This window comes from uncultured Sulfuricurvum sp. (assembly GCF_937936435.1).
GTDB lineage: Bacteria > Campylobacterota > Campylobacteria > Campylobacterales > Sulfurimonadaceae > Sulfuricurvum.
On sequence record NZ_CALDDG010000037.1, the window covers coordinates 1 to 21,210 of the forward strand.

General features: G+C 46.4%; 29 protein-coding genes and 1 other RNA gene. 21 read left to right on the forward strand and 9 right to left on the reverse strand.

Going from position 1 to position 21,210, the window contains the following annotated elements; all coding sequences use genetic code 11:
* The 8 genes from rpsC to rpsJ form a co-directional block, all read right to left on the reverse strand.
* Positions 1–382, reverse strand: a 382-nt coding sequence (gene rpsC, locus Q0389_RS04385; protein WP_298692008.1) for a 30S ribosomal protein S3, incomplete at its 3' end; no start/stop codon positions are given.
* A gap of 2 nt (positions 383–384) precedes the next feature.
* The gene (rplV, locus tag Q0389_RS04390) at positions 385–702 is read right to left on the reverse strand and encodes a 50S ribosomal protein L22 (protein WP_298692010.1); all 318 of its coding nucleotides are present in this window, start codon (positions 700–702) and stop codon (positions 385–387) included.
* Positions 703–711: 9 nt separating this feature from the next.
* Entirely contained in the window at positions 712–993 is a 282-nt protein-coding gene (gene rpsS, locus Q0389_RS04395; protein WP_294923003.1) for a 30S ribosomal protein S19, read from the reverse strand.
* Positions 994–995: 2 nt separating this feature from the next.
* Positions 996–1,841, reverse strand: a complete 846-nt coding sequence (gene rplB, locus Q0389_RS04400) for a 50S ribosomal protein L2 (RefSeq protein ID WP_298692012.1) — start codon at positions 1,839–1,841, stop codon at positions 996–998.
* Position 1,842: 1 nt separating this feature from the next.
* Positions 1,843–2,124, reverse strand: a complete 282-nt coding sequence (locus tag Q0389_RS04405; protein WP_298692014.1) for a 50S ribosomal protein L23 — start codon at positions 2,122–2,124, stop codon at positions 1,843–1,845.
* A 1-nt stretch (position 2,125) separates the two neighbouring features.
* Positions 2,126–2,740 carry a 50S ribosomal protein L4 gene (gene rplD / locus Q0389_RS04410; RefSeq protein WP_298692220.1) on the reverse strand — a complete coding sequence of 205 codons (615 nt, stop codon included), beginning with the start codon at positions 2,738–2,740 and terminating at the stop codon, positions 2,126–2,128.
* Entirely contained in the window at positions 2,737–3,312 is a 576-nt protein-coding gene (gene rplC / locus Q0389_RS04415) for a 50S ribosomal protein L3 (protein ID WP_298692015.1), read from the reverse strand. Before rplC ends, rplD begins: the two co-directional genes overlap by 4 nt.
* 9 nt (positions 3,313–3,321) lie before the next feature.
* A complete protein-coding gene (gene rpsJ / locus Q0389_RS04420) occupies positions 3,322–3,633 on the reverse strand; it encodes a 30S ribosomal protein S10 (RefSeq protein WP_013459053.1) in 312 nt (103 codons plus the stop codon).
* Between the two features lie 172 nt (positions 3,634–3,805).
* Between rpsJ and Q0389_RS04425 the strand changes: the two genes are divergently transcribed.
* The 9 genes from Q0389_RS04425 (at position 3,806) to Q0389_RS04465 (ending at position 10,201) form a co-directional block, all read left to right on the forward strand.
* Positions 3,806–4,882: an ATP-binding protein gene (locus Q0389_RS04425; protein WP_298692017.1), complete on the forward strand. Its 1,077-nt coding sequence runs from the start codon at positions 3,806–3,808 to the stop codon at positions 4,880–4,882.
* Complete coding sequence (locus tag Q0389_RS04430; protein WP_298692019.1) at positions 4,879–5,430, forward strand: ribonuclease HII; 552 nt, start codon at positions 4,879–4,881, stop codon at positions 5,428–5,430. The genes Q0389_RS04425 and Q0389_RS04430 overlap by 4 nt, the downstream gene beginning before the upstream one ends.
* Positions 5,431–5,535: 105 nt before the next feature.
* A complete protein-coding gene (locus Q0389_RS04435; protein WP_298692021.1) occupies positions 5,536–5,943 on the forward strand; it encodes a DUF1924 domain-containing protein in 408 nt (135 codons plus the stop codon).
* A 17-nt stretch (positions 5,944–5,960) separates the two neighbouring features.
* Positions 5,961–6,497: a diheme cytochrome c gene (locus Q0389_RS04440; RefSeq protein ID WP_298692023.1), complete on the forward strand. Its 537-nt coding sequence runs from the start codon at positions 5,961–5,963 to the stop codon at positions 6,495–6,497.
* Positions 6,498–6,523: 26 nt separating this feature from the next.
* Positions 6,524–7,627, forward strand: coding sequence for a cytochrome b/b6 domain-containing protein (locus Q0389_RS04445; RefSeq protein ID WP_298692025.1), 1,104 nt, complete (start codon positions 6,524–6,526; stop codon positions 7,625–7,627).
* 13 nt (positions 7,628–7,640) lie between these two features.
* The gene (locus tag Q0389_RS04450; RefSeq protein WP_298692027.1) at positions 7,641–8,024 is read left to right on the forward strand and encodes a periplasmic heavy metal sensor; all 384 of its coding nucleotides are present in this window, start codon (positions 7,641–7,643) and stop codon (positions 8,022–8,024) included.
* The gene (locus tag Q0389_RS04455) at positions 8,017–8,688 is read left to right on the forward strand and encodes a response regulator transcription factor (RefSeq protein ID WP_298692029.1); all 672 of its coding nucleotides are present in this window, start codon (positions 8,017–8,019) and stop codon (positions 8,686–8,688) included. Before Q0389_RS04450 ends, Q0389_RS04455 begins: the two co-directional genes overlap by 8 nt.
* A gap of 2 nt (positions 8,689–8,690) precedes the next feature.
* The gene (locus Q0389_RS04460; RefSeq protein ID WP_298692031.1) at positions 8,691–9,908 is read left to right on the forward strand and encodes an ArsS family sensor histidine kinase; all 1,218 of its coding nucleotides are present in this window, start codon (positions 8,691–8,693) and stop codon (positions 9,906–9,908) included.
* Positions 9,909–9,970: 62 nt separating this feature from the next.
* A complete protein-coding gene (locus Q0389_RS04465; protein WP_298692033.1) occupies positions 9,971–10,201 on the forward strand; it encodes a hypothetical protein in 231 nt (76 codons plus the stop codon).
* 35 nt (positions 10,202–10,236) lie between these two features.
* Here the strand turns inward: Q0389_RS04465 and ffs are convergent.
* Positions 10,237–10,334: signal recognition particle sRNA small type (gene ffs, locus Q0389_RS04470), an RNA gene on the reverse strand.
* A 58-nt stretch (positions 10,335–10,392) separates the two neighbouring features.
* Between ffs and Q0389_RS04475 the strand changes: the two genes are divergently transcribed.
* The 12 genes from Q0389_RS04475 to Q0389_RS04530 all read left to right on the forward strand — a co-directional run bounded on the left by Q0389_RS04475 (position 10,393) and on the right by Q0389_RS04530 (position 21,201).
* Positions 10,393–11,181, forward strand: coding sequence for a hypothetical protein (locus Q0389_RS04475; protein ID WP_298692035.1), 789 nt, complete (start codon positions 10,393–10,395; stop codon positions 11,179–11,181).
* Complete coding sequence (locus tag Q0389_RS04480) at positions 11,150–12,169, forward strand: spore photoproduct lyase family protein (protein ID WP_298692037.1); 1,020 nt, start codon at positions 11,150–11,152, stop codon at positions 12,167–12,169. Before Q0389_RS04475 ends, Q0389_RS04480 begins: the two co-directional genes overlap by 32 nt.
* A complete protein-coding gene (locus tag Q0389_RS04485) occupies positions 12,151–12,840 on the forward strand; it encodes an SDR family NAD(P)-dependent oxidoreductase (protein WP_298692039.1) in 690 nt (229 codons plus the stop codon). Before Q0389_RS04480 ends, Q0389_RS04485 begins: the two co-directional genes overlap by 19 nt.
* Positions 12,841–12,954: 114 nt before the next feature.
* Positions 12,955–14,943, forward strand: coding sequence for a flagellar filament capping protein FliD (gene fliD / locus Q0389_RS04490; protein WP_298692041.1), 1,989 nt, complete (start codon positions 12,955–12,957; stop codon positions 14,941–14,943).
* Between the two features lie 65 nt (positions 14,944–15,008).
* Positions 15,009–16,016 carry a UDP-N-acetylglucosamine 4,6-dehydratase (inverting) gene (gene pseB / locus Q0389_RS04495; protein ID WP_298692043.1) on the forward strand — a complete coding sequence of 336 codons (1,008 nt, stop codon included), beginning with the start codon at positions 15,009–15,011 and terminating at the stop codon, positions 16,014–16,016.
* A 5-nt stretch (positions 16,017–16,021) separates the two neighbouring features.
* Positions 16,022–17,149 carry a UDP-4-amino-4,6-dideoxy-N-acetyl-beta-L-altrosamine transaminase gene (gene pseC / locus Q0389_RS04500; RefSeq protein ID WP_298692223.1) on the forward strand — a complete coding sequence of 376 codons (1,128 nt, stop codon included), beginning with the start codon at positions 16,022–16,024 and terminating at the stop codon, positions 17,147–17,149.
* On the forward strand, positions 17,149–17,832 hold the full coding sequence (gene pseF / locus Q0389_RS04505; protein WP_298692045.1) for a pseudaminic acid cytidylyltransferase: 684 nt from the start codon (positions 17,149–17,151) through the stop codon (positions 17,830–17,832). The genes pseC and pseF overlap by 1 nt, the downstream gene beginning before the upstream one ends.
* A complete protein-coding gene (gene pseG, locus Q0389_RS04510) occupies positions 17,829–18,656 on the forward strand; it encodes a UDP-2,4-diacetamido-2,4,6-trideoxy-beta-L-altropyranose hydrolase (RefSeq protein WP_298692047.1) in 828 nt (275 codons plus the stop codon). Before pseF ends, pseG begins: the two co-directional genes overlap by 4 nt.
* Entirely contained in the window at positions 18,653–19,681 is a 1,029-nt protein-coding gene (pseI, locus tag Q0389_RS04515) for a pseudaminic acid synthase (RefSeq protein ID WP_298692049.1), read from the forward strand. Before pseG ends, pseI begins: the two co-directional genes overlap by 4 nt.
* Positions 19,678–20,220, forward strand: coding sequence for a GNAT family protein (locus Q0389_RS04520; RefSeq protein WP_298692051.1), 543 nt, complete (start codon positions 19,678–19,680; stop codon positions 20,218–20,220). Before pseI ends, Q0389_RS04520 begins: the two co-directional genes overlap by 4 nt.
* Positions 20,217–20,507: an acyl carrier protein gene (locus Q0389_RS04525; RefSeq protein WP_298692053.1), complete on the forward strand. Its 291-nt coding sequence runs from the start codon at positions 20,217–20,219 to the stop codon at positions 20,505–20,507. Before Q0389_RS04520 ends, Q0389_RS04525 begins: the two co-directional genes overlap by 4 nt.
* Positions 20,500–21,201, forward strand: a complete 702-nt coding sequence (locus Q0389_RS04530; RefSeq protein ID WP_298692055.1) for an SDR family oxidoreductase — start codon at positions 20,500–20,502, stop codon at positions 21,199–21,201. The genes Q0389_RS04525 and Q0389_RS04530 overlap by 8 nt, the downstream gene beginning before the upstream one ends.
* Positions 21,202–21,210 lie beyond the last annotated feature (9 nt).

Genomic DNA, 21,210 nt, shown 5'->3' on the forward strand with positions numbered 1-21,210 from the left:
CACGTTTTTCAAGTTGAGTCGCAACGTTTTCTGCAACCAATTGTGCAGAAGCTTGTGCTTTTTTCTCTTCTTTGATGTTAACTGCTACCGGTTTACCGATAAGGTTTTGAAGAGATTCTTTGATTTTTTCAATGTCAGAACCTTTCTTACCGATGATGATACCCGGGCGAGCCGCAATGATTGTAACGCGAAGACGTTTCGCAGTACGCTCGATAACGATATTGCTCACACCTGCATAGTAGAGTTCTTTTTTCAAATATGTACGGATTTTATGATCTTCGCCCAATGAAACCGCAGCCGTTTTGAAGTTAGGGAACCAGCGTGATTCCCAGTTGCGGTTGATACCGAGACGAAGTCCGATAGGATTAACTTTATGACCCATAATTATTTACCCTCTACTTCTACCAAAATGTGTGCTGTCGGCTTGCGGATTCCAGAAGCGGTACCACGTGCACGTTGAGTGAAACGTTTAAGTACCGGACCGTTGTCCACGCGGCATGATGTGATAACACAATCTTCCGCTTCGTTGCCGCTGTTAGCAACTGCAGACGCAACCACTTTAGCGATGATTCTTGCCGCTTTATTCGGAGTAAACTCCAAAGCAGCCAATGCTTGCTCAGCATTCATACCTTGAACTTCGCGAGCGATCAAACGAGACTTAGTCGGAGATACGCGAACGAATTTTAATAGTGCTCTTGCCATATCTCTTCCTTATTTCCCGATTTTCTTTTGTACAGAACCTTTATGGCCCTTAAATGTACGAGTTGGTGCGAATTCACCTAGTTTGTATCCGATGTGGTTTTCCGTTACGAAAACCGGCACGAATTGACGGCCATTGTGAACGTTAAACGTCAATCCGATCATATCTGGCAAAATAACGCTGCGGCGTGACCAAGTTTTGATTGGTTTGTTGCTTTTCGTCTCTTTGGCAGCAATCACTTTTTTCATAAGGTGTCCGTCAACAAACGGTCCTTTTTTTACTGATCTAGCCATGATTAGCCTACCCTTTTAGCATTTGGTTTACGGCGAGTAATAATCAATTTATCACTTGCTTTCTTCTTACGTGTTTTAGCACCTTTAGTCGGTTTACCCCATGGAGTAACCGGGTGACGTCCTGAATTCGTTTTACCTTCACCACCACCATGCGGGTGATCGATAGGGTTCATCGCAGAACCACGCGTTTGAGGACGGATACCCATATGACGTGTACGACCTGCTTTACCGAAAACAACGTTGATGTACTCTTCGTTACCTACAGTACCGACAGTTGCCATACATTCGCCGAGAACGTAACGCATTTCGCTTGACGGAAGACGAAGAGAAACATATTTCCCCTCACGACCCATGATTTGCGCAGATGTTCCTGCAGAACGAACGATTTGTCCGCCTTTACCAGGTTTTAGCTCGATATTGTGAACCGTTGTCCCCACAGGGATGTTCATCAATTTCATCGCGTTACCCGCTTTAATATCCAGACCGCTCTCTGCAGCAGAGATAACGTCACCGACTACCAAACCTTTTGGTTGGAGGATGTAACGTTTGTCACCGTCTACATAGTTGATGAGAGCGATACGGCAGTTACGATACGGATCGTACTCGATTGCCGCAACCGTTCCGTTGATTCCGAACTTGTTACGTTTGAAATCGATAATACGGTAAAGCTTTTTAGCTCCCGCTTCTTTATGACGTGATGTGATACGACCGTTGTTGTTACGACCCGCTGCTGCAGGAAGTTTTACCAACAATGAACGAACAGACGCTTTTGCCGTGATATCCGAGTTGTCAACGTTTGTATAAAAACGTCGGCTCGGCGTAGTAGGTTTATAGGTTTTGATCGCCATATTACACCGCCAAACTATCGAGTTGTGCGCCTTCTGGCAATTTCACATAGAACTTTTTAAAGTCGTTTTGTTTGCCAGCAAGACCGCGGAAACGTTTTACTTTTCCGCTTTGGTTCAAAGAGTTAACACGAGCCGGAACAATTCCGAAATACTCTCTGAACACCTCTTTAAGAGCGTTCTTTGTCATACGTGGAGACGTTTGAACAACGATTACACCCTCTTCTTGAAGACCAAGGGTCTTCTCTGTATACAGGATTGATTTGATATCAGTAATATCTGCCATCTTAGCTCTCTTTAGTCAGATTTTCCCATACCGCTTTTTCGATAACTACCGAACGGTATGTCGCAGCCAAAAAGGCGTTGAGTTCATTTTCTTCTACAACATAGGTAGAAGCAATGTTGCGGAATGCAAGATAGGTATTCTCATCGAGAATCTTTTTCACCAACAATGCATCGCGTACGTTCAATTTGTCGAACAATACTTTCGCATCTTTTGTTTTACCGCTTGGAACTTCGATCGTATCAACGATGAACAATTTCCCAGCTGTTGCCAAAGCATCCAACGCACATTTAAGCGCCAGTTTCTTTTGCTTTTTATTGATTTTTTGATCGTAGTTACGACCAGTGTTCGGCCCGTGTGCAATCGCACCGCCAACAAAGATCGGTGAACGACGTGAACCGGCACGTGCGCCACCTTTACCTTTTTGAGCCCATGGTTTTTTACCACCACCGCTAATCATCGATCTTGTTTTAGACGATGCAGTATCCGCACGAAGACTCGCTTGATACGATTTAACGTACAAGTAGAGGTTATGTGGGTTGATACCGCTAAAGCTCTCTGGCAATGCTGCTTCTGAGGCTTTTTCGAATTTTTCGTTCAGTACAATCGCGCTCATTATTTAACAACCTTTACTCGACCTAGTGCACCGTTAGCGCCAGGGATTGAACCCACGACAACCAATACACCGTTTTCTGCGTCGTATGACATTACTTCATTTTTAACAGTAACTTGTTCGTTACCGTATTGACCTGACATTTTGCGCCCTTTTTGGACTTTACCCGGCCATTCACGGTTACCGATCGAACCGCTTGTACGGTGGAAACGGTGACCATGTGCGCCAGGTCCACCAGCAAAATTCCAGCGTTTCATAACACCGGTAAAACCGCGACCTTTTGTATTGAAAGACGCTTTAACTGTTTGTGCATTTGCCAAAGGAGCCATATCCAAATCACCCGCTTCAGTGTTAGCAACCGCCAACGTAGCGAATTTATTGAATTCAGCAGAAAGATTATATTTCTTTTGTTGACCTTCAATCGATTTGTTTTTTGCTTTACCTTCGCTGTATGCAACCAACGCTGTTCCGTCGTTCACTTCGCAAACTTTGATCTCTTTTACTTTTAAAAGAGTTACCACTTTACTCGGAACGCTAATCGTTCGGCTCATGCCGATTTTTTCTACAATGTATTCCACACCCACTCCTTACTTGTCCATAGAGCGAACTTCTACGTCCACTTCCGGAGCCAAGTCAAGCTTCATCAACGAATCAACAGTATCCGGCGTAGCCGATACGATATCGATCAAACGTGCGTGCATACGGATCTCAAATTGCTCACGAGAGTCTTTATTGACGTGCGGAGATTTAAGAACCGTATATTTACGAATCTTGGTTGGCAAAGGGATCGGTCCGCGGATTTCCGCACCCGTTCGCTTTACAGCTTCAACAATAGAGGCAACTGAACGATCAAGTACACGATGATCGTATGCTCTAAGTTTCAAACGAATTTTTTCCATAATGTTTTCCTTAGATAAAGAACTCGTCAGTCAATGCTGACTATATAAGGCGGCGAAATTATACTGAGATACCTCTCTAGGGTCAAGGATTTTAGGGGTAAAAAATGGATATTTATGTAATTTTACTTCCTTTTTAAAAGGAAATAATAGATTTTAAGGTATGATTCTAGACATGAACACTTTATTAGACGAGTATTATCGGTACGATTTACACAATCCCGGTTTTATAGAACGTAAGCAAACAATCAGTGAGGAGCATACCCTCGTTTGCGGCATCGCCCAATCCGGGAAAAGCTCTCTGATCAAACACTATCTGCTCGGCCATAAAAAAGCGACCTATCTCTACCTCGACTGCCGCGACGTGCGGTTGAACATCGATGAACTCAACCGTGCCCTGGAACCCTTCTGCCGGGAAAACAAAATCGCCATACTCGCACTCGACAATTATCGGGAAGAGATCGCTCTGTTTGAACTGGGGCAGATCCTTCTGACGAGCGAGATTTCCTTTGAGACCCCTTTCCAGACCCTGCGTCTGGATTTGCTCGATTATGAAGAATTCCTGGCTTTTGAAAACAAATACGACGACACCGCGCTCAACCATTTCTTTCAGCTCGGCGGATTTCCGGCCATGCACCGTATCCCGAGCGAAGAGCGGCTCTTGTATCTGCAAAAAATCCTAACACGTGCGCTGGAGCCGATCGAGTTCTCCATCCTGATGCAAGCGTCCAAGATGGTGACCCAAAAAGTCTCCGCATTCAATCTCTATGAACGGCTCAAAGGGGAACGAAAGATTTCCAAAGACAAACTCTATCTTCATCTTCAATCCCTATATGACCGAGGCTATCTCAAATCACTGGATAAGTTCAATCACCCCAGTGCCGTCAAGAAACTCTATCTGTGTGATATTGCCATCAAACAGGCGTTGACGCTGCAAAAACATTTCGGACGGGTATTTGAAAATCTGGTCTTTTCCGAACTCGATAAACACGGCGTCGAATGTTATTATGATGAGGGGATCGATTTTTATCTGCCGAGCAAGGCTCAAATCGTTCTGGCATCTCCGTTTGCCAATGAACATGCCCTCTTTAAAAAAGTAGAGGCACTGGAAGCGTTTATCGTCTCGAATCGTGTCAGGGAAGTAATCGCCGTAACAATGAATCTGGAGAGTACCCTTTCGCATCCGATATCGCGGATCGAGATGATCCCTTTCGCCCAATGGGCACTAGCTGATCAGGAGGAGACGACATGATGAATTTATGCGGAATCGATGAAGCCGGACGGGGGCCGCTGGCCGGACCTTTGTATATCGCGGGAGTGATCCTGAACGAGCCGATTGCGGGGCTGGGAGATTCGAAGAAACTAAGCGAGAAAAAACGGGAAGCCCTTTTCGACGAGATTCAAGCCAAAAGTCGGTTTCATATCAGTCGTTTCGATGCGGCACAGATCGATAAGTTAGGAATTTCGGCCTGCCTTGCGGCTGGACTGAGAGAGATCATGAGTATGATCGGTGAAGCCGATTATCTGTACGATGGCAACTCCACGTTCGGTGTCAGCGGTTTGAGAACACTGGTCAAAGCCGATGCGACCATTCCCGAAGTCAGTGCCGCTTCAATCCTCGCCAAAGTCTCGCGAGATCGGGAAATGGTCGAACTCGCACTCTTCTATCCCCAATACGGCTTTGAGGGGCACAAAGGGTACGGCAGTGCCGCCCATATCGAAGCGATCCGCCGATACGGGCATTGTGAAATCCATCGAAAAACATTTAAACTTAAAGCGCTTCAACCTACCCTTTTCTAAACTCAATACCCCTTTGCTAATTGTCAAAAAAGTGTCAAGAGAGTTCTAAAGAGCTATTGACACCTTTCTCCTAAACTGTGATTATCAAAACACAGGAGGCAGGTTATGAAATACCTCGCAATTGTCTTTATGTTCTCGATGTCGCTTATGGCGGCAACGAGCGAAGTCGTTCAATATATGAAAGAACTTGAAACTACGGCAAAAGCCGAAAATCGCGCTTTTAACGGATTTGACGCCGCTCGTGGCAAAGAGATCTTTACCTCTACCCATACCGGAAAACAGGGGAAACCGATGGCTTGCACCAGCTGCCATACCCTAAATCTGTCCAATCCCGGGAAAAACGCTCTCACCGGAAAAGTCATCGATCCGCTCTCACCGCGTGCAAATCCGCAACGTCTTACCAGCACCAAAGAGGTGACGAAATGGCTGCGACGCAACTTCGTCGATGTCTATAATAGAGAAGGGACGGCTCAAGAAAAAGGGGATGTACTCGCGTACATCATGAAAAACTAAAAAATAAAGGAATGACTATGAAAACTGTATTAAACCTATCGGTAGCGGCTCTTGTACTGGCGAGAAGTATTTATCTTTATGCCGGGGACGACTATGAAGAGCATGGGCATCATGTTTCTTCCGTTGCCGCAAAACCGATGACCCAGCGGGACAAATCAGCTATGGCGCTCTATACCAAAGAATGCGGGTCGTGCCATTTTGCCTATCAGCCCGAGTTTTTGCCTAAACGTTCGTGGGACAAGACAATGAATACGCTCGATAACCATTTCGGTACAAATGCGACACTTGATCCCGCCGATCACAAGACGATACAAGGCTATCTAACAACACATGCTTCCAAATCCGATCGTATGACGGGTATGGGGGGTGAAGTCGCTATCCGTATATCCGAAACGCCGAATTTCAAACGCGAGCACCGTGAAATACCTCAAAAAATGGTCACTCAGGCAGAAGTTAAAAGTTTTGCCAATTGCACGGCATGTCATACCAAAGCCGCCGGCGGGAGCTATCGGGAACGCGAAGTCCGTATTCCCAATTACGGCAGCTGGGAATAAAGGGCAAACCACAAAAGGAGATCATAATGAAACGGATATATGTCTGGACACTTCCCACACGGTTATTCCACTGGCTGTTTGTTTTGCTGATACTCGGAGCATGGATCGCCTCTTTGGAAGATCGTTGGCTTTCATCGCATGCGACGATCGGCAGTGCTCTTGGCCTATTGCTCGTATTTCGTGTGGTATGGGGAATCATAGGACCGAAATATTCCCGTTTCAGTGATTTTAATCTACGTCCGGATGCAGTGAAGGAATATCTGCTTACACTCTTTAACCCCTCTAAACATTATGCCGGTCATAATCCTGCCGCCAGCTATGTGATGATCGCGATGCTCTCCACCGTGGCACTTGCCATCATTACGGGAATGCTGGCGTACGGTATTCAGGAAAACAGAGGGCTGTTGGCATTTATGCATACAGGGCTCTTTGCTGAGATGGATTGGTTCGGTGAAATACACGAGTTTTTTGTCAACCTTTTATGGGTGTTGATCGCGGCACATGTCATGGGAGTATTGAGTGACAGAGTCTTGCATCAATCGGATCGTACCCTCAACTCGATGATCGACGGACATAAAAATGTTGACGGCGAGAATGCTGTATTGACGGGACCGCAAAAGATAGTTGCACTCATAGGAATCGGCGGCACGATAGCTCTGCTCATTTATACGCTCAGTGTACCGAACAATCCGCTCACTGCCGGATACAATCAAAAAATAGATTATGAAAAAGCCAATCCGGCTTTTGTAAACGAGTGCGGTTCATGCCATACCCTCTATCCTCCGACCCTTTTGCCCCAAGCATCGTGGAGGAAACTCATGGGGGATTTATCAAATCATTTCGGAGACGATGCTTCGCTTGATCCTGCCGATCATGCGTCTATTTTAGCCTATTTACTCGCGCATTCTGCCGAAAGCTCAACGCAGGAAATGTCGGTTAAGATGATGCAATCATTGCAAAATCGCGATATGATAGCAATTACCCAAACCCCGTTTTGGAAACGAACGCATAAAGATATTCCGGTTACGGTCTTTAAAAACGACACAGTCAAAAGTCGTGCCAACTGTAAAGCGTGTCATAACGATGTCGAACAGGGGATCATCGAAGACACCTCAATCAAACCTATATGAATAAGGAGAAGAGATGAAATGGTTTTTAATCTTGGCAACGGCTCTCTCCTTCGCCTTTGCCGATTCTTCTCATCATAGTGACAGTTCCCGCTTTCCGATGGATTTGCACGATTTGAAACTGACGCCGCAACAGCATAAAGCCGTCGAAAATGCGATGAAAGAGTATCAGCACTCTTATCGCCGTTATCGTCGGCAGGACAATACGTTGCAAGAAGAGCTCAACACGATATTTTTAAACCCCCGATTTGATCAGGCACTCTATCAGGCCAAAAGTGTAGAAGCTGAACGCACAGCGATTGAAATACGTACACAGCTTTTTTCCCGATTGCACGCGATACTGACTCCGGAACAGCGGGAACGCTTTATTCACCATCTGCAGGAGTGGGAAATTGAGTAAAAAAGTCCTTTTGATCGAAGACGACCTTACTTTATCGGAAATGATCGTCTCTTTTCTCAAAGCGTACGGATTTGATGCGCTCGGCTTTAGCGATCCAAAAGAAGCACTGGAAACGCTATTCTCGAAAAAAGAGTCTTTCGACATTGTCGTTTTGGACTTGATGCTCCCCGGAATGGACGGCTTCGATGTCGCCAAAATAATCAAAAGCCGCATCGACATCCCCATCATTATCTCATCGGCACGTACCGATATCGGCAATAAAATATACGGCTATGATTTGGGAGCCGATGATTATCTCGACAAGCCGTACGAACCCAGGGAGCTCGTCCTGCGTATCGACGCGGTGTTGCGGCGATACGGTCGGCAAAATACGTTTACCGTTTCGGATTTTACTATCGATGAGGCCAATAAATCGGTCATGATGGACGGCTATCCGATCGATTTGACCCGGATTGAATTCGATATCTTTTTACTGTTGCTGAAAAACCGCAACAAGAATCTTTCACGCGATCAGATCATCGGCTCGCTCGGGCTGGACGATGAGACCAAACACCGCACGATCGATATGCATATCAGCAATCTGCGCCAGAAAATCGGAGACGATGCGAAAGAACCCCGTTATATCAAATCGGTATGGGGCATCGGCTACAAATTTACAGGATAAGCATGTCAATTTTTACAAAAATCACCGTATTGTTTCTCATCAGCTTATCCCTGATGATCGGGATCAGTTATCAAATCGATAAAATCAATTCCCAAAAATACGAATCGCTCATTCTCCAAAAATATCTCCTCGACGGACGCAAGATCTTTACATGGATGGCAACGGCGTCGAATGATGAACTGAACCGTAAATTAAAAACCTTAAATCTGATTCAAACATCTGCCCAGCCTCCCCAACGATACCTCTTGCAACAACCCCACACTTTTGGAGTCTTTGAGATTTATGAAACGCACAGTGAAGAGTATCTTTTACATATACGCTATATCGACGATGATATCTATCTGCGCGATACGACTCTGCAAACAAATCAAAAAGAGCAATGGGTACTGAATGCCCTGGTCGCTGCCGACATCGCCGTGCTGATCATCATTTTCGCGATTATTCTCCGGATGCTCTCCCCGCTTCACTCCATTGCCGCAAGCATGCGCCGTTTCGCCTCCGGAGAGTATGACAGCCGCAGCCGTGTCCGATCTTCCGATGAGATCGGAGAGGTCTCCCAAACTTACAACGACATGGCGCAAACCATCGAAAATCTCATCCGCGCCCGGGAAGAGCTTCTGCGCGATGTCGGGCATGAACTGCGTACCCCGATTGCCAGAGGACTGTTTGCTATGGAGCAAATCGAATCTTCCGATGCTTCCGAAACTTTGAAACGGTCACTGCACGAACTCGATCAGCTGACCCAGACTCTTTTGGATATCGAAAAACTCCATGCGACCGATACGCTTCGCTACGAATCTTTCAGTGCCGAAACACTGCTTTTGAGCGCCCTCTCCAAACTTTGTCTCAATGACGAATCGGCGATCCGCATCGATATGCACGCCAATTTTACCGTACAGGGAGACTTGAATTATTTGTCTCTTGCATTAAAAAACCTGCTCGACAATGCATTGAAATACGCCGATCTTTTACCGGTCATCGTCGAAGTATCTCTTCATCATATCACCGTCGCCAATCACGCTGCAGCACTCCAAAAACCGTTTGAGAATCTGTTGGCCCCTTTTACCCGCGATGAACATTCCCGAACAACGCACGGATTCGGATTGGGCTTGAATATTGTCCATAAAATTCTCGATAAGCACGGATTTCAACTCTCATACGAGTATCATGAGGGATATCACCGTTTTTCGATTATCTTCCGGTCTGATCTTTTGACTTAAATCGCTTCGACCAAGTTGGTTTTAGAACCGCATCGTTATAATCACTCTAAAAAAGAGAATTCATGGTTTCACTGCCCCATATCGAAGCGGCTTTGGCCGCTATAGATGCCGAAATCAAGGCATTGCTATACAATCAATCACTTTCTTTGAGCGAAAAGGACGAGAAGATGCTTCCCCTCTTGCGCGAGAGCAAAGTACTTAAACAAACACATGAAGATTTATGCTATTTGCGTGATAATCCGCCAAGCAGTCCAAGCGGATGTAAAGCGGGACAATACAGAGAAGAGAAATAAAAAAATTTAGGGATTTAAAAGTATTTAAAGAAGGGACTCCCCCAGATACCTGCGGCACAAAGCACGCACAGGTGTGCTGCTGTATTCCTACCCTGACACGGTGTCTGAACGCACCCTTGCACAGGTCTAGAGGAGAGGTGGAATTATAGCCGTTTATAGCCTTAAATGCAAGATGGTGTTATAATTACCCTATGACTTATCTGATTACCGCCCTCGATGCCGAAGCCAGACCGCTGATAGAGTACTATCGTCTTAAACGCGATTATACTCTCCCGTTCACGTTATACCGCAGTGAAGAAATCGTCTTATTGGTGACCCAACCGGGCAAAACCAATGCGCTGATGGCGACAAGCGCACTTTTGGGACATATACTACCCAAAGCCGAAGACATTCTGATTAATATAGGAATTTGCGGAGCTCCCGAAGAATATCCGATCGGCGAAGCCCTGCTTATCCATAAAATTATCGATAACGGGCGCTCTTTTTATCCCGATATTTTATATCCTTACCCCTATCGAGAAGCGACTCTCCTATCCCTCGAGGCAGCACAAGATTCGATGCTGGAATCACCCGTCGATATGGAAAGTTCTGCCGTCTTTCGCGCCGCTTCCAAGTTCTTTCCTCTCCATCGGATTGCCTTTCTAAAAATTGTCTCCGATCATTTCAAACCGGATACCGTCACCAAAGAAAAAGTGATCGAATCATTGCGCAGCCACCGAAAAACACTCGATATCCTGATCGATTCACTGAAACATGTTACCGATACGAAACCCCTCTTTACCGCCGAAGAATTCAAAGAAATCAATGATTTCAAATCCCATTTTACCGTTTCACAGGGAACTATACTCGAAGAGGCCCTCTGTTATTTTCGGCTTAGATATCCAACCCTTCCTCTGCCGTTTCCAGAGGAAGAGATCCCACACTCCAAACGCGAAAGGAGTGAACTGCTTGAACGCTTTACCGCAACCCTCGTCTCCTAAAATGTTTTCACATCTTTACATTGAGAAAAAAATTCTTGAACACCCTCAGACCCAAAAAATCATGGAAAAGTTTGACCGATCTCAAATCATTCTAATCGATCATTACAAAGAAGTCTTCAATCGATCCGGTCAAAGCTTTGCAGCCCAAAGCCATTCCAAAAAACTGATCCTTGCCCATAAAGAAGGAAAATTTTTGCATGTAGGAAGCCAGTATAGCGACGGGTTCGGCCATGAACAGTTCTTTTATGCTTCGAGCGTCATGGGATGTCTGTACGACTGCGATTATTGCTACTTGCAGGGGCTCTATCCCTCCGCTAACACTGTGTTATTTATCAACCTCGAAGATGCGTTCCGGGAACTTCTCCCACATTTGGAGAGAACTACGCTAGTAGCGACGTCATACGATACCGATACGATGGCTATCGAGTCGCTAACATCTCAAACACGCCAATGGATCGAATTTGCCGAAAAGCACCCTTCCCTGCATCTGGAGATCCGCACCAAAAGTGCCAATTACAAGCCTCTGTTAAAACTCTCACCCAATCCCAACATTACTCTGGCATGGACCCTTTCGCCGCAATCGATCATTGATCGGTACGAACACGATGCTCCATCGCTGGAGAAACGGCTGAATGCGATCAGTGAAGTGATCTTTGCAGGGTGGAACGTCCGTATCTGCATCGATCCCGTTATTTATACCGGAAAATTCGAGACGCTTTACAAAGAGCTGATCGATACCCTCTTTCTGAAAATCGATCCCTCAGCGATCTCCCAGCTTACCTTGGGAAGTTTTCGGATGAGTACGTCCCATCTGCGCTCACTCAAAAAACTTCGCCGAAGCGACGTAGCCTTTTATCCTTATGCAGTACGTGATGATATGGTCACCTATCCCGAGACAATCGAATCGCATATTCTAGAGACTTTGCTATCATACGCTCATCACTACATCGACGAGACAAGGATACGAACATGGCAACGGCAATCGTAACAGGCAGCAGCAGCGGTATCGGCGAAGCGATCGCCCGCATGCTGTTAGACGAAGGATATGAAGTTGTCGGCCTAAGCCGTCGCAGAGGGGAAATACAGCACTCCAATTTTCAGCATTGCCCCTGTGATTTAAGCGATCAAAAAGAGATCGAAAATCTTAGAACATCTCTGTTAGCTAATCACGATCTTGAACTTTTAGTCAATGCCGCCGGATTCGGACGGTTTGAACCGCATGAAGAATTGAGTATGAAAACGATCCAAGAGATGATTTCTCTCAATCTCACCGCTCCGATCGTCTTGAGCAATCTTTTGCTTCGCTCGCTCAAAGAGAACAAAGGGACGATTATCAATATCACCTCGATCGAAGCAACCCGATCTTCTAAGTTTTCCGCTCTCTATAGTGCAACCAAAGCGGGATTGCGGACATTCGGGCAAAGCCTTTTCGAAGAGGTTCGAAACCACGGGGTAGGCGTCGTCACCCTCAACCCCGACATGACCGATACGCCGTTCTTCGACACCCTCCGTTTCGGCGTCGGTACTGAACACGACACCCGTTTACTCAGCAGCGACATCGCCGATGCGATACGAAATCTACTCTCTATGCGTGATGGGCTCAGCGTCACAGAACTCACCATTCGTCCCCAACGGTTTGCCATTACCAAAAAACGGTAGTGGTATCTTTTTTGCTTGTCCTTTTCCAGTATCTAACAGAATTAAAACTTAACTTCATTTAGCCGATAGTAGTTGTAAGTTTAATCAATTGATAGTACAGTAAAAGGATTTACCATGGCAGTCAGTTCACTCGGTGCCGGTTCAGGGGTACTAACACAAAGCGTTATCGATCAGCTCAAGGCAGCTGACACGGCGTCGATCATAACTCCGATTGAAACAAAAATCACTTTGCAGCAGCAAAAAGGACAGGCGCTTTCCCTTTTAACCAGCCTTTTCACAACATTTCAAAGCAGTGTCAGTGCATTAAATGACAGTGCCATTTATCAAAAACGAACCGTTAGCGGCAACGTGGAAAACGAAGTGAGCGTTACAGCCGATGCCGGGGTTGCCGTACAGTCATTTTCCATTTCCGATACCCAATTAGCCAAAAAAAGCGTTATTGAATCCGGACGATTTTCATCAACCAGCAGTTATATCTCTAACGGAAGCGGGACGATGTCCATCGGCATCGACGGAACGACGTATAATATCGACTACACTTCATCGACAACGCTTGCCGATCTCGTTACGGCTATCAACGATAAAGCCGGAAGCGACCTGAAAGCTTCCACGCTGCAAGTCGGAACCAATGACTATCGACTCATATTGACATCTAATGAAACCGGTGCATCCCAGGCGATTACCCTCAGCGACTCGGCAAACGGAAGTCTGGACTATGCTCTGTACAAACAACAAGACACTATCGGAAGCGGACTTTTTACTTCGGCGACATCATCGGTTTTGTCCAGTCCCGTAACCCAATCCACTAAACTTTCCCTCTCTCAGGCACTGAGCGACGGAGGGGTTTCGATCGAAATCGACGGGGTACAATATAGTACCGCTTTTGATACCGATCATGCTACCACTCTGGCTAACTTTAAAGATGCCATCGATGCGAGCGGCCTGTATACTGCGACAATCAGCGGTAACGATATCACGATCACTGCCAATACCGCAGGGGCAAACTACACCATTACCTCCCCATTTTCTACTACCGATTCTTCCGCCAGTGTATCTACAACCGATACGACACCTACCGTATCGGGAACATACGACATCACGATGAACGGCACAACCTACAATGTAGCATACGATCAAAATACGACGTTAGACAGCTTGGTTAATAGCATCAATTCGACGGTCGGAAGCAATGTCGCTTCGATCAAACAGGTCGGCAGTTCGTATCAGTTAGTGATCGAATCAACAGCGGAAGGAGACGATTCTACGTTTTCCGTTTCCGATTCAGGCGGCTATTTGAGCTCTAAACTCACAACCGGAGTTACAAACTATACACCCGGAGCCGAAGTCCAACAGGCGCAAGACGCTTCGTTCAAGTACAATGGGATTACGGTCACGCGAAGCAGCAATGAAATCACCGATATTATCAGCGGGGTTACAATTAACCTCTTAAAAGACGGCAGCAGTGCCAATATTGATATTGCCCAAGACGTCGATTCGATCTCAACCGAGATGAGTACGCTGGTCGACAGCTATAATTCACTGATTTCACAACTGACCAGTATGACGACAGCCGATACCGAAGCCGGAACCGTAGGTGTCTTTAACGGAGACAGCTCCATCACCAGTATCAGCCGTGATATCACACGGTTGTTCACTTCGATCAATAATGACGGCTATTCACTCGCTCAATTCGGAATCGATTTATCTGAAAAAGGGACTATGAGTTTCAATTCCGCGACATTTAAAACGAAATTCAATGAAGATACCACCCTCTCCGAACAATTTTTCAGCGGTCTGACAACCTATGATGACAACGGCAACGTTGCCTCTCAAAAAGACGGTATTTTCACTCAACTCAATGCTCTTACTACCCGTTATTTAGGAAGTTATGGCAGTGATGGTATTCTGGATAATTTAACCACTGCATCATCCGATGCGGTCACATCATTAGCTACCGATAAAACCAAAGCCCAAGCGCTTCTGGATGCACGTTACGAAACGATGACCGCCCGATTCGTCGAATACGATTCGATTATGACAAAACTTACGAGCCAATTTTCATCACTGCAAATGCAAATCGATGCAATGGCATCAGGTGGTTAAACAGCGATCCTTTAACATAAATTATGATACTCTAAAATTATTATTTGACAGACAGGGGCGTATGAATGCTTGATGGTAAAAATATCTTAATCACCGGTGGTACCGGAAGTTTCGGAAAACAATTTACCAAAACCATTCTCAAACGCTACAAGCCCAATAAAATCATCATCTACTCCCGTGACGAACTCAAACAATACGAAATGGCGCAACGTTTTAACGATAAATGTATGCGTTATTTTATCGGCGATGTCCGCGATAAAGAGCGGCTGCTCAAAGCCATGAACGGGGTCGATTACGTCGTCCATGCCGCAGCACTCAAACATGTTCCTATCGCAGAGTACAATCCGATGGAATGTATCAAAACCAATATCAACGGTGCGCAAAACGTCATCGACGCGGCTATTGCTCACAAAATTCATAAAGTGATCGCTCTTTCCACGGATAAAGCGGCCAATCCTATCAATCTTTACGGTGCTACAAAACTCGCATCCGATAAACTTTTCGTCGCCGCCAACAACATTACCGGAGACAAACCCATACAATTTTCCGTCGTGCGCTATGGGAACGTTATGGGTTCCCGCGGCTCTGTTATCCCTTTCTTCCAAAAACTGATCAACGAAGGAACCGATACCCTTCCGATTACGGATGAGAGAATGACACGTTTTTGGATCACCCTGCAAGAAGGGGTTGATTTTGTCCTTAAAAATTTTGAACGGATGCAAGGAGGGGAAATTTTCGTCCCTAAAATCCCCTCAATGAAAGTGATCGACGTCGCCAAAACCATAGCTCCTGCACTCAACCATGCCATCATCGGTATCCGTCCGGGTGAAAAGATGCATGAAGTTATGTGCCCGGAAGACGACTCCCATCTGACGATCGAATTTGAGGACCACTTTGTGATTCAGCCTACGATTCAGTTTTCCCACAAACCGAATTATTTTTTTAACGGATTAGGAGAAAGCGGAACTGCCGTCCCTTACGGATTTGAGTACCGATCCGATAAAAACACTCAATGGCTTTCACCGGAAGCCTTGCTGGCAAAAATCGAACTGACCAAAGACGAAGAGAAATAATTGCGATGCTCCCTTATTCGACTCAGCTGATTGACGAAGAAGATATCAACGCTGTTATAGAGATACTCAGAAGCTCCCATCTGACACAAGGTCCCAAAGTCGAAGCATTTGAAAATGCAATAGCGGACTATGTCAATGCTCAGAACTGTGTCGTATTTAACTCTGCCACTTCAGCATTACACGCCGCGTACAGTGTATGCGGAATCACGCAAAACGATGAAGTCGTCACTACTCCCATCAGTTTTGTCGCAACTTCCAATATGATAATAGCATTGGGAGGAAAACCGGTTTTTTGCGATGTCAAATATGATGGCAATATTGATGAAACCCGCATAGAAGAGCTCATAACCTCCCATACCAAAGCGATTGTTCCGGTCGATTTCGCCGGCAAACCCGTAGCAATCGATGCCATCAATGCTCTGGCAAAAAAGCATCGTCTTCTGGTAATCGAAGACGCGTCTCATGCACTTGGAAGTTCTGTCGGAACGAGAAAAATCGGTTCAAATGCCGATATGACGATCTTTAGTTTTCATGCAATCAAACCTATTACCACAGGAGAAGGGGGTGCGGTTGTTACAAACGATGCAGAGTTTGCCCGCAAACTTCGTCTCTTCCGATCGCACGGTATTATCAAAAAACAGCTGTGGAATTCAGATATGGTAAGTCTGGGACACAATTATCGCATGAGCGAATTTGCGGCGGCATTAGGGCTTTCCCAACTGCATAAGCTTGAAAAATTTATCGATACACGTGAGCAAATCGCCCGCTATTATGATACCCGTTTTTCCGAACACAAACTTTTTTCCACTCTCTCTATCGATTCCTCGGAACGAAGTGCCAGACACCTCTATCCTCTTTTATTGAATCCGGAGCTTCACTGTGTCAAAGAAGATATTTTTACGGAACTTCACGAAAAGGGGATCGGTGTGCAAGTACACTACAAACCGATTTATCAAAACAGTTTTTATAAAGAGCATTACGGCGAAATCCGTTTACCGAATGCCGAACATTTCTACCGCAGCGAGCTCTCCATCCCCTGCCATCAAAAAATGACGCTGGAAGATGCCTGCATGGTCGCCGATACCGTTTTGGACATGATGGAAAAGTATGCCTATCGAGGATGCACATTCTAATGCGTGTCGCCATCATTCCCGCCCGAGGCGGCAGCAAACGGATACCGCGTAAAAACATCAAACTTTTCCACGGAAAACCGATGATTGCCTACGCCATCCAAACAGCCCATTCCTCGAATCTGTTTGATAAAATCATCGTCAGTACCGACGATCAGGAGATCGCCGATATAGCCTGCTCATACGATGCAGAAATACCATTTTTGCGGCCGAAAGAGTTGAGCGATGATTACACCGGTACGACAGCGGTCGTTGCTCATGCCTTGGAGGAACTTGCATCCAAAGGGGTCCATCCCGATTATGCCTGCTGCATCTATGCAACCGTCCCTTTTCTCTCACCGGCTTCTTTAATCCATGGCTATGAAACGCTCGTCCACACCGATTCGGAATTTTCTTTTTCGGTCACGACATTTCCCTATCCGATATTTCGTGCTTTAAAAAAAGAAGAGGACGGAGTCGCCATGGTATGGCCCGAATTTGCTTCCACACGAAGTCAGGACCTCATCGAGACCTACCATGATGCGGGGCAGTTTTACTGGGGAAAAACCGAATCATGGCGTGAGCAAAAAAAGATATTTGCCCCTTACAGCGCTCCGATTATTCTGCCTCGTCATCTGGTTCAGGATATCGATACCCCCGAAGATTGGATCAGAGCCGAATTTATGTACAAAGCTCTCCATTCATGAAAACGCTGATCCGCGCCGACAGCTCCGGATCGATCGGAGTGGGGCATATCATGCGCGATATCGTTCTGGCTCAAAGGCTGGAGGGTGAAATTGCCTTTGCCTGTATCCCTTTAGAGGGAAATATCATCAATCAAATCCCCTATCCCGTACATACGCTGATGAGCAACGATCCCTATGAACTGATCGAACTGATCCGCATGAACCGTTATGAACGCCTTGTCTTCGATCATTACGGTATCGACCGAAACTTTGAAAAAAAAGTCAAAGACGCCACAGGAATAGAGATCATGGTTCTCGATGATACCTATGAAAAGCACCATTGCGATATTTTGCTGAACCATAACATTAGCGCAAAACCTCAAAAATATAACTCTTTAGTCCCCGAGGGGTGCACCTTGCTCTGCGGGAAAGAGCATACCCTGATACGGCCTGAATTCATACAGGAAAAATCGGTCGTTCGTGAAAAAAAATACGATCTCTTAATCGCGATGGGGGGAGCGGATACCGCCAATAAAATACTCGAAATACTCCCGAGCACGGAAAATCTTTCCGTCGCGGTTATCACAACAACGGCAAATTTCCATCTGCCGCAACTGCAAACGTATGCGCAAACCCATCCTCATGTTCACCTTTTTATTAACACCTCCGATGTCGCCAGAATCATGAACGAAAGCAAAGAAGCGATCTTAACCCCGAGTGGAATCGTTCATGAAGCTCTCTTTATGGGGCTTCCGTTCAAAGCGATTCAAACCGCCCGCAATCAGGACGATATGGTTGAATATTTAAAGACAAACGGCTATACCGTTTTGGAGAGTATCAGATGAAGATAGGGGATTTTGATTTTAACGAGGGGAAAACCTTTATCATCGCCGAGCTCTCCGCCAATCATAACCAAGATTTCAATCTTGCCAAAGAGGCGGTGAGACTCGCCTTCGAAGCGGGTGCCGATGCGATCAAACTCCAAACCTATACCGCCGATTCATTGACTATCGATGTCAAAGAAGAGCGTTTCAAGGCAGGACATTTATGGAGCAGCGAATACCTCTATGATTTGTACCAAAGGGCGCATATGCCGCTGGAGTGGCATGCTCCGCTGCAAGCGTATGCCAAAGAGCTTGGGATCATCCTCTTCTCCTCCGCATTTGACCTCTCCGGCGCCGATCTGCTCAAATCGCTCGACATGCCCGCTTATAAAATTGCCAGCTTTGAAATCACCGACATCCCCCTCATCGAGCATGTCGCGGCGTTTGGAAAACCGATTCTCATCTCTACGGGAATCGCCAACGAAGAGGATATACACCGTGCAATCACAGCGTGCCGAAACGTCGGGAATGATCAAATCGCACTCCTCAAATGCACCAGTTCCTACCCCGCTCCGCCTGAGTCGATGAATCTCTCGACGATCCCCGATATGGCGCAAAAGTACGGCGTTACAGTCGGGCTATCCGATCATACGCTGGGATTGGAAGCCTGCATTGCGGCAGTTTCCCTCGGTGCACGTATCCTCGAAAAACACTTCACTCCCGATCCGAGCGTCCCCTCCGCAGATCAGGCATTCTCACTCAACCCCGACGAGCTTAAAGCGCTGGTTCACAGTATCCGAAACGTCGAAAAGATGATCGGAAAACCTGATTATCTCGGCGGGAACAAAAAATTTGCCCGAAGCCTCTTCTCCATCAAAGATATCGCAACAGGAGAGCCTTTCACGACAGAAAATGTCCGCAGTATCCGCCCTGGAGACGGGCTGCATCCGCGCCATATGAAAACCCTCTTGCAGGCGTATGCGACCACCGACATCAAACGGGGAACACCGTTAGATACGACGATGGTCTCTGTAGAGCTGATATGATAATACTTAAAAACTATTGCGATTTATCGCCGCAAGAGCATCACGCACTGTTAACGATTCGCAACCTTGAGAGCATACGCAACACCTCGGGCAATAGAGAGACAATCGATTTTCAACACCATCTGGAGTGGATCGAATCGCTCAAACATTCCAATCAAAAATTCTACTATGCCGTCGTTGAAAACGATACCCTCCGAGGGGGTCTCCACCTCATCCGCGACGATGATCATGGCGTTACATGGGGGATTTTTTTCGATCCGAAAACACCTTTGGGGCTTATTGCTTCGGTTACCCTCTATTTTATCGACCGATGCTTTGAGTCTCTTGGGTTGCAGACTCTCAGATCTTTGATCCGAACCGAAAATACAGGTGCCATCGCTTTCAACCGTCAACTCGGATTTAAACCTCTGGAGGAAAACGACGATTTTGTCCTCATGGAATTGGATAAACTGGGTTGGAACGCTCAAAAAGAGAAAAAAATCCTCAAAAACATCCTACAATACGCCGCACATTACCCCATCCAACCGGAGAGTTTATGAAAGAAACTATTTATGAAATCATCGCTTCCACTGTTCGTGAGATGGGCGAAGAGTTGGGCAATGAAACCTTGCAAAACGTGAACGAAGAGACAAAGCTTTTCGGAAATGGCGGTGCGCTCGATAGTCTCGCTCTCGTTTCTCTGATCGCCGATATCGAAGATAAAATTGACGATACGTTTAATCGTTCCGTCGTACTCGCCGATGAGAGGGCAATGAGCCAGCGCACATCCCCGTTTCGCAATGTCGGAACACTATGCCACTATGTCGAAAAGCTCCTCAATGACTAAAGTGATCCTCATCACCGGAACCCGCAAAGGGATCGGAGAAGCGTTAGCGCGCCATTATCTCGCTTTGGGTCACACCGTTATCGGATGCTCGCGAGAAGATGGGAGCATCACTCATGATGCCTATCGCCATTTTTGCCTCGACGTCACCGATGAAACTGCCGTCGTTTCGATGGTGCGAAGCGTCAAAAAAGAGTTTGGAAAACTCGATGTTCTCATCAACAATGCCGGAATCGCCTCAATGAACCACTTCCTCACTACCCCCCTCTCCACAATGGAGAGAGTGTTGCGGGTGAACGTTTTGGGGACGGCGCTCATGATGCGCGAATGCGGAAAAGTGATGATGAAACAAGAGCGGGGGCGGATTATCAATTTTACCACCGTAGCCTCACCGCTCCATCTGGAAGGGGAAGCGATCTACGCCAGTGCCAAAGCGGCGATCGAAAACCTCACCCAAACCACCGCCAAAGAGCTCTCAATCTACGGTATTACGGTCAATGCGATCGGTCCGACCCCGATCCGAACCGATCTGATCAAAGCGATACCCCAAGAGAAAATCGATGCTCTGATCGAGAAACAAACCCTCAAACGACTCGGGACATTTGACGATATTACCCATGTGACCGATTTTTTTATCGATGAAAAAAGCGACTTTCTTACCGGCCAGATTCTCTATCTGGGCGGGGTCAGCCGATAGGGGAAACGT